The sequence below is a fragment of the Tepidibacillus decaturensis genome (genome assembly GCF_001561915.1).
Taxonomy (GTDB): Bacteria; Bacillota; Bacilli; order Tepidibacillales; family Tepidibacillaceae; genus Tepidibacillus_B; species Tepidibacillus_B infernus.
On sequence record NZ_LSKU01000001.1, the window covers coordinates 1,429,148 to 1,432,754 of the forward strand.

The following is a 3,607-nucleotide window of genomic DNA, read 5'->3' on the forward strand; positions in this document are numbered from 1 at the left end:
ACTTAAAAAAAGTGGGAATCCCATGTTAGAAATACATGGTTCCCACTTTTTTAAAAGGTAGAAAGTAAACTTTCTTTCAATATTTATTCGAATCCCACAAAAGTAATCGGAGTATGCTTCAAAGGAAGACGTCACTTTTGTGAGCTATATTTATCTCTGGCTGGTTGATAGATACAGTAAGGCTCTTCCGCCATATAATTGCCGGTTTCATAGAAGGCTCTAGCCCGACACCCTGAACAAACATTGATGTATTCACATACACTACATTTCCCTTCTAGACTCTCTTGATCACGAAGTTTCAAGAAAACAGGAGACTCATTCCAAATCTCCTTTAGCGTCTGTTTTTTTACATCTCCAGCTTCTACTGGAAGATAACCACATGGTTGAACCTTTCCTTTATGAGAAATAAAGAACACTCCTGTCCCAGCTAAACATCCCTTTGTCATTGCTGCCATTCCATGAGTTTGAAAGGTGACTTTCTCTCCTCTTTCTTTTGCCTTTTGCCTGATAATCCGATAATAGTGAGGAGCGCAGGTCGCTTTTATTTCTAACGGAGCTTCACGAGACTGTTCAGAAAACCAAGCTAAAACCTCCTCGTATTGTTCTGAAGGAAGCATTTGGTTCTCAGCAATTTGAATACCACATCCTACAGGCACAAGCATAAACAGATGAAGAGCTACTGCTTTTTTATCTACTGCTAACTGAAGTAATTCTTCGATTTGATCTACATTATGCTTGCTAATGGTTGTGTTAAATTGCACGTCTACCCCAGCATCTTGTAAAAATTTGGCTCCTTCTAGCGCTTGGTCAAAGGCACCAGGAATTCCACGAAATCCATCATGAGTTTCTTTATTTGCTCCATCGATACTAATCGAAACCCGTTTAATTCCTATTTCTTTTATTTTGCGGGCATGATATTGGTCAATCAATGTTCCATTAGTGGCAAGAGCCACTTTTAAACCTTTTTGTAAAGCATAACTTGCAATCTCATAAAAATCAGGTCGATAAAGCGGTTCCCCACCTGTCAAGATAAGGATCGGATCCCCTAAGGAAACGATTTGATCAATTACCTGATAAGCTTCTTCGGTCGACAATTCTTCTTTATTTCGATTTGGTTGAGCCGTCGCGCGACAATGAACACATTTTAGATTACACCCTTCAGTTAATTCCCAAAAAATAAGGCGTGGCTGCATCTATTTCTCCCCCTTATACGATCCCGATCTCTTCGTCTGTTAGATAACAAGCAGGATCTGATGCCCAAAAGTTTCCAGTTGCAGCTTCTGCCCTTGAACGGAAATTACCGTTACAAATCTGAAGCCATTGGCAGGAAGCACATCTTCCTTCAAGTAAGGGTTTACGATTTTTTAAACCATTTAAAATAGGATGTTCTGCTTTGGACCAAATATCACCAAAATGTTGTTCTCTAATATTTCCAAAGGTATGATTTTGGGTAAATTGATCTGCATGTACATTACCACGATGATCTATATTTGCAATGGCGATTCCTGAACGATTGCCACCATTTCTTTGTAACATTTCTAGGATAAAAGCAGCTTGTTCTGGGTTTTTTTCTTTCATTTTGAGATAAAGGTAAGGACCGTCAGCGTGATTATCAACCGTCAAGATTTCTTTTTCAAGACCTCTATGATGGAAATCTAACGTTCTTTCTATAATAATATTTAATGCATCCCTCGTTTCTTCATGGGTTAAATCTTCCTTCATCATCTCACTACCTCTACCTGAATAACCTAGATGATAGAAACAAGCTCTATTAATGTTCTCCTTTTCCATAAAATCAAAAATATCATTTAGTTGAAGATAATTATGTTTATTGATCGTAAATCGTAATCCAACCCTTTGTCCAACCTCTATTAAATGGCGAACCCCATTTAAAGCTTTTTCAAAAGCACCTTTTGATCTTCGAAATTCATCATGTTTTTCATTGATTCCATCAAAGGAAACGCCTACATAGCCAACACCAATCTCTTTGATTGTATTAGCCATTTCTTGATCAATCAGTGTACCATTTGTAGAAAAAGTTACTCTTATTCCTTTGTTGATCGCATATTCGGCTAATTCTAATATATCTTCACGAATCAAAGGTTCTCCACCAGATAAAAGAAGTACCGGAACTTGAAAGTCCGCTAGCTGATCAATCATTTGTTTTGCTTCTTCTGTTGAAAGTTCATTTTCATACTTTATTGATTCAGAACTAGAGTAACAATGAATACAGTGTAGATTACAAGTCCTCGTTACATTCCATACCACGACAGGCCCGTGGTTTAAATGCGTGCCATTTACTCGCCCATGTGCACCCTTACTATAGCGTAATTGATCCCCAAAATTACTTGAATTGGTTAAAAGTTTTGTAATTCCTATCATTTTCTCTCCCCCCTAAGACGCTATGTTACATTCTAATTATACAAGAAGTACCGCCTATGTACAAAACAAACCTATAACAAAAAAAAGAATATACGCGATACTAAACAAAATAAAACTTAATTTTGAAGTGGCAATCATGATTTTTCTTAAGCTAATTTTTCGTTTTATTTTCCATTGTAGAAAACCAATACTTGTTATCAAAAACAACACCCAGAAAAACACCCACCAAAATCCTTGCTTTAATTGAAAGATAAATTTAATTTGAGCACTTACAGCCGAAAAAAGAAGAATTGTGGTCGAATGAAACGCCCAATTAAATGCATGTTTCTTTTCTTTTCCCATAAAAACCATCAAATAATAAATAAGAAAAAAGGAAATAAACGGAACCGTCGCTATCAAAGCATAAGTTTTTATAAAAACGCCCAAAAGAAACACTCCTTATTACAAAATCGCATTCTTTCCCAAGGTTATTCTTCGGAAAAAACATGATCAATTCCTGCTTTGTAAGTGAATTTCTTTTCCGAATATTTAGGATTTATTTTAATTTACTTTTAATTTAGATTTTTGTAAAATTTTTAATAAAAATATACCATTCTTACGACTTTTATAGTACAATATAAGAAAATAAAGAATATTTTAACAATAATATCCCCTTTTTCAAAACAATGGTTTTTATTTAAATTTAGGGAGGCGGATGAAATGGCTTTATCAAAAGTATTACAGTTAAAAGTAAACTATAAGACGATGGATGACTTTAAAAAATTTAGAGAATATGGTTTGGCTGAATTAGCCATGCTAGAAGATCTTGAGGCCAATTTAATTGAAGATGAAATGAATTCTCCATTTTTCGGGATTTATGATGATGATATGTTGGTTGGAAGAATGAGCTTATATCGTGTTGATCGTAAATATGACCAATTCTTTAGTCCTCCACAGGACTACTATGAACTGTTTAAATTAGAAGTGTTACCTGAATACCGCAATCAAAAAATAGGAACAGCACTCGTCAAATATGCAAAAAGTCTAGGACACCCTATTAAAACCAATGCTAGAAATCGTTCAGATGATTTTTGGCTTAAGATGGAATTTGTACCAGTTAAATATGACATGATTCGCGATAGGGGTGAAAACCCTTACATTTGGCATCCTGATGGTGTCGGCGTTCAGTGGTAAATACTTTTCACGCAAATAAGCAAATCTAAAGAATCGAGTAGGAGGCTGGCCC

General features: G+C 35.6%; 4 protein-coding genes. 1 reads left to right on the top strand and 3 read right to left on the bottom strand.

Going from position 1 to position 3,607, the window contains the following annotated elements:
- Positions 1-131: 131 nt before the first annotated feature.
- Genes U473_RS06895 through U473_RS15665 form a run of 3 tightly spaced genes read right to left on the bottom strand, consistent with a single transcriptional unit; the run spans position 132 to position 2,817 of the window.
- On the bottom strand, positions 132-1,193 hold the full coding sequence (locus U473_RS06895; protein WP_068724720.1) for a radical SAM/SPASM domain-containing protein: 1,062 nt from the start codon (positions 1,191-1,193) through the stop codon (positions 132-134).
- Between the two features lie 13 nt (positions 1,194-1,206).
- On the bottom strand, positions 1,207-2,382 hold the full coding sequence (gene nirJ1 / locus U473_RS06900) for a putative heme d1 biosynthesis radical SAM protein NirJ1 (RefSeq protein WP_068724722.1): 1,176 nt from the start codon (positions 2,380-2,382) through the stop codon (positions 1,207-1,209).
- A gap of 54 nt (positions 2,383-2,436) precedes the next feature.
- Positions 2,437-2,817, bottom strand: coding sequence for a DUF3397 family protein (locus U473_RS15665; protein WP_082732414.1), 381 nt, complete (start codon positions 2,815-2,817; stop codon positions 2,437-2,439).
- Between the two features lie 264 nt (positions 2,818-3,081).
- Between U473_RS15665 and U473_RS06910 the strand changes: the two genes are divergently transcribed.
- Positions 3,082-3,555 (top strand): N-acetyltransferase, encoded by a 474-nt coding sequence (locus U473_RS06910; RefSeq protein WP_068724726.1) that lies wholly within the window; start codon positions 3,082-3,084, stop codon positions 3,553-3,555.
- The last annotated feature ends 52 nt before the right edge of the window (positions 3,556-3,607 follow it).

Excerpts from the sequence above, each read along its gene's own strand:
- U473_RS06910 (WP_068724726.1), top strand. The coding sequence starts at position 3,082 with ATGGCTTTATCAAAAGTATTACAGTTAAAAGTAAACTATAAGACGATG.
- nirJ1 (WP_068724722.1), bottom strand. The coding sequence starts at position 2,382 with ATGATAGGAATTACAAAACTTTTAACCAATTCAAGTAATTTTGGGGAT.
- U473_RS06895 (WP_068724720.1), bottom strand. The coding sequence starts at position 1,193 with ATGCAGCCACGCCTTATTTTTTGGGAATTAACTGAAGGGTGTAATCTA.